At 75.9% G+C, this 4528-nt stretch carries 3 protein-coding genes; 1 reads left to right on the top strand and 2 read right to left on the bottom strand.

Going from position 1 to position 4528, the window contains the following annotated elements:
* Positions 1-2503: nitrate- and nitrite sensing domain-containing protein (locus RIF68_RS28255; protein ID WP_309054129.1), on the bottom strand; the 2503-nt coding region annotated here is incomplete at its 3' end.
* 366 nt (positions 2504-2869) lie between these two features.
* Here RIF68_RS28255 and RIF68_RS28250 point away from each other — a divergent pair.
* Entirely contained in the window at positions 2870-3658 is a 789-nt protein-coding gene (locus RIF68_RS28250) for a hypothetical protein (RefSeq protein WP_309054128.1), read from the top strand.
* Positions 3659-3749: 91 nt separating this feature from the next.
* Here the strand turns inward: RIF68_RS28250 and RIF68_RS28245 are convergent, their stop codons facing one another.
* Positions 3750-4232 carry a MarR family transcriptional regulator gene (locus RIF68_RS28245; protein WP_309054130.1) on the bottom strand — a complete coding sequence of 161 codons (483 nt, stop codon included), beginning with the start codon at positions 4230-4232 and terminating at the stop codon, positions 3750-3752.
* Positions 4233-4528: the final 296 nt, after the last annotated feature.

Below are 4528 nucleotides of genomic sequence, written 5' to 3'. Positions count from 1 at the left end.
CGGGGTCGGCGAACGCGGCGGGGGCCTCGGCGGGCTCCGTCGCGTCCCGTACGGGCTCCGCGGGTGCCGGGGGCTGTGCGGCCGCCGGCTCCGCCACCGGGGCGGGCTCCGCCGGTGCTCCGGGCGCGCCCTGGTCCCCGGCCGTGCGCAAGGCCCGCTCGGCGGCTTCCACCAGCGGGTCCCTGGTGCGGGAGGGGAGGGTGTTGGAGTTGGCCTCGGCGACGGAGCCCGGCAGGTTGATCGTGGGCGCGGAGCCCCCGCCGCGTACCGGCTCGGGGACGGCCGAGGCCGGCGGGACGGAGGGCAGCAGCGGCAGTGGCAGGACGACGACGGCCGCCGTACCGCCCGGCTTCTGCCCGCGCAGCTGGACGCTGACGCCGTGGCGGGCGGCGAGCAGGGCGACGACCCGCATGCCCAGGCCCTCGCCCTCGAAGGCGTCCGGGTCGGCCTCGGCGAGGCGCGCGTTGAGTTCGGCGAGCCGGGCCGGGGCGACGCCGATGCCCGCGTCCTGGACGGAGAGCATGACCTCGCCGCTCTCCAGGAGCCAGCCGGAGAGCTGGACCTCGGCGTCCGGCGGCGAGAAGGAGGTGGCGTTCTCCAGGAGCTCCGCGACCAGGTGGCTCAGGTCGTCGGCGGCGAAACCGGCGACCTGGGCGTGCGGCGGGAGGGACTGGATGGTGACCCGCTCGTAGCGCTCGATCTCGCTGACGGCGGCGCGCAGCACGTCGACGAGCGGGACGGGCCCGGCGTGGCCGTGGACGTGCTCGTGGCCGGCGAGGACGAGGAGGTTCTCGCTGTGGCGGCGCATGACGGTCGCCATGTGGTCGAGCTTGAAGAGGGTGGCCAGGCGGTCCGGGTCCTGCTCGCGCTCCTCCAGCTTCTCGATGACGCCGAGCTGGCGCTCGACGAGGCCGAGGCTGCGCAGGGAGAGGTTGACGAAGGTGTGCTGGACGGTGCCCTTGAGCCGCTCCAGGTCGGCGGTGAGCAGGGCGACGCGGCCCTGGAGGTCGGCGCGCTGGGTGGCGAGCTCGGCGCCGACGGCCTCCTTGTCGGCCTCCAGGTCGGCGTTCCGGCCGGCGAGCCGCTCGGCGTGGGCGGAGAGGCCGGCCAGCTGCGCGTGGAGGGTGTTGAGCGAGCGGACGACCTGCGCGAACTCGTCGTTGCGGCCGGTGAAGCGGACCGGCTCCTCGGTGTGCGGGGTGGGCGCGGCGGCGAGCCGGGCGGCGCCGAGGCGGAGCACGGCGAGCGGCCGGGTGAGGCTGCGGGCGACGTAGGTGGAGACGCCGAGGGCGACGAGCAGGCAACCGCCGAGGAAGGCGACGCGCAGTTCGAGGGCGGTGACGTCGTCGTCGCGGAGGGCGGTGATCCGCTCGACCCGTTCGGCGGCGAGGGCGGACTCGACCCCGCGCATCTGCTCGATGCGGGCGGAGAGCGTGGCCTCCAGTGCGGCCGGGGACGTCGCGCGCTCGCGCTCGGTCAGCCGGGGCTGGTCGGTGAGGGCGGCGAGGGACCGCTCGGCGTTCTTCACGTCGGGGCCGGCGACGGTGGCGGCGAGGGAGTCGCGGGCGGCGGTGCCGGCGGACTGGTCGAAGTCGCCGAGGGCGGCGAGTTCCCGGACGCGGGCCTGCTGGGCGGCGGCGGTGAGGGCGTCGCGGACGCGGTCGGCCTCGGCCGCGCCCTCGGGCTCCTCGGGGACGTAGGTGCCGGTCGCGGGGTCGTACCGGACCTCACCGGTGGGCTCGGGACGCGGGACGGCGAGGGCGGCGACGAGCAGCCCGCGGGTGGCGGCGGCCTGCTCGACGGCGCGGCCGAGGGCGGCCGGGGCGCGGGTGGCCTCGGTGAGCGAGGCGTCGGCGGCGCGGGCCGGGGTCTTCTCGGCGAGGTCGTCGGCCAGGGCCTGGAGCTTGACGATGATGTCGGTGTACGCCTTGTGGGCCTCCAGGGCCGTGCCCTTGCCGGTGAGGGCGCCGCGGCGGACGGAGGGCACGCCGGCGAGGTCGCGGCGCAGTTCCTCGGGCGCTGCGGGCCGGATCTCGTCCATCTGCCGGTCCACCCGGGCGGAGCGGGTGGAGGTGACCTGCCGCTTGTCCTGCGGGGAGCCGGTCTGGGCGTCCCGGCCGGCCGCGATGTAGGCGACGACCTCGTCGCGCTCGTCGGCGAGGGAGTGCGCCAGGGTGACGGCCTGCCGGTCGAGTTCGGCGAGGGTGACGAGGCGCTGGGACTCGGTGAGCTCGGCGGAGGCGGTGAGGACGGCGGGGGCGCCGGCGGCGAGCACGGTGACACCGACGAGGGCGACCCCGGCGACGAGCCGGTTACGGACCCGCTTGGCCCGGCCGGTGGGGCCGGCGGGCGCGGGGGCCGGGGCGGCGGGGGAGGCGGCGGGACGGTCGGCGGAGGCAGCGGCGGTCGCCGGGGCGCCGCCGGAGGCCGGCGGTTCACCGGTGGTCCGACTCGGCGTGCCGTTGTTGCTCCGAGGCCGCTTCTTCTGCACCGGTGCTCGCATTCTTGACTCGTCCGCCCACAAAGCAGAGGTGACGACCGGTCACATGGAGCGCCCCCAGCCCCCACCCCTGGTACGGCTTCCGACCATTCCAGCGCTTCGGACAAGGGGGCGCGCATCGGCCGCACCGCCACCCGAACGAGTGAACAACACTCATGAGTTGGCGAACAACTCGCCACCCCGCCCCGGAAGGGCCCGGGCGGCACCCCGGTTGGATCTTCCGCGCGGGCTTTGGCAGGATGCCCGCCCGCAGCTCGCCGGAGCCTCCGGTTCCACCGTTGCCGCGCCCTGACGCCCCTTGGTACAGGCCTTTTTGCCGCCGTTTGCAGGTGTTGTGAAGGTCCGGGCGCGGCCAGCAGACTGACCGTCATGCGCAGCGACGTCGCCTCCTTGCCCGGCAGCCCCGAACGCCCCAACGAGGACTGGGGAGCCGCTGCTCCGGCCGCCTGCGGACGCGGGGGGACGGTCGTCCTGCTCGACGGGGTGACACCGCCCGCCGGGGACGTCGGGTGCGCGCACCCGGTCCCGTGGTTCACCGCCCGGCTGGGCGGGGCTTTGACCGAACTGTCCGCTTCCCGGCCGGAGATGCCCCTCGGCGAGATCCTCGCGGAGGCAATCCGGCGCACCGCGGACGCCCACCGGGGCACCTGTGACCTTTCTCACGCCCGTACGCCCCAGGCGACGGTGGTCCTGGCCCGCTGGGACGAGAGCGCCGTCGAGCATCTGGTCCTGTCCGACTCGGCGCTGCTCCTGGAGGCGCCCGACGGGGCGGTCCGGGCCGTCCTCGACGACCGGCTCGACCGGGTGCCGGACGAGGTACGGCGCTCGGTGGCGGCGACCGACCGGCTGCGGAACCGGGAGGGCGGCTTCTTCACGGCGGCGGCCGACCCGGCGGTCGCGGAGCGGGCGGTGACCGGTACGACTCCCCGGGCGGAGGTGCGGGCCCTGGCGGCGCTCACGGACGGGGCGAGCCGCTGGGTGGAGCTGTTCGGCGCGGGCGACTGGGCGGAGTGCTTCGGGGTCCTGCGGGAGGAGGGCCCCTACGGGCTGCTGCGCCGGGTGCGGTCCCTGGAGACCCGGGGCGCGGCGCGGGGCGGCGCCCGCCGGTGGAAGCTCCACGACGACGCGACGGCGGTGTACGCGGAGCTGGGTGGCTGAATCGGCGGCGGGGCCGGGGGTGAGGGGGCGCACGGGCCGAGCCCGGGGGCGGCGGGACGGGCGGGGTTTCGGTACGCGGAGGCCCCGGGGTTCAGCTCTCGGCGCGGACGTTGAACTGCTGGAGCAGACGCGCCAGCTCCGCGACCTCCGCGCGGTCCCAGTCGGCGAGCTTGCGGACGTACCGCTCGCGGCGGGCGTCGCGTACGCGCCGGAAGCGCCGGCGGCCCTCCTCGGTGAGCCGGACGAGGGAGGCGCGGCCGTCGGCGGGGTCGGGGTCGCGGGCCACCAGGCCGAGGTCCTCCAGGGCCCGCAGCTGACGGCTCATGGTCGCCTTGCCGACGCCGAAGTACGCGGCGAGTTCGGTGGCGCGCTGGGGGCCGGCGTCGTCGAGGCGGACGAAGAGGCCGTAGGCGGCCGGTTCCAGTTCGGGGTGGACCTCGCGGGCCATCTCGCCGGACTGGGCGCGGGCGCGGCGCAGGAAGACCGCCAGTTCGCGTTCGAGGGCGAGGAACTCACGGTCGACGCCCGCTCCGGGCGCGGCTCCGCCGTCACTTCCCGTACCGCTTCCGTGCACGTCAGCACCCTCCACGCGCCTTCCGGCCGCTGAAAGTTTCCCGGCGCGGCGGCCATCGCCGCAGCTCTTTCAGTATTTCGCAGGCGTAGACCAACGGCGCCACCCGGCACCCCTTCCGCCACCGGTCCTCCGTGCCTAGCGTCATTCCCGGCGACATCAATGACATGTTCACACCAGGACATGCCGTCGCACTCTCCCCCCGCGGAGCTCATCGAGCTCACCCGAGCCTTCGGAGGCACGCAATGCGTGTGCGCAGATCCGGAACGACCCTCGCCGGCGCCGCCCTCGCGGCCCTG

It is taken from the genome of Streptomyces sp. (genome assembly GCF_031178505.1).
Classification (GTDB): Bacteria; Actinomycetota; Actinomycetes; order Streptomycetales; family Streptomycetaceae; genus Streptomyces; species Streptomyces gulbargensis.
This window is presented reverse-complemented; position numbering and strand designations above follow the sequence as displayed.

Bases quoted from the DNA above. Each gene is read 5' to 3' on its own strand.
- RIF68_RS28250 (WP_309054128.1), top strand. From the start codon at position 2,870: ATGCGCAGCGACGTCGCCTCCTTGCCCGGCAGCCCCGAACGCCCCAAC.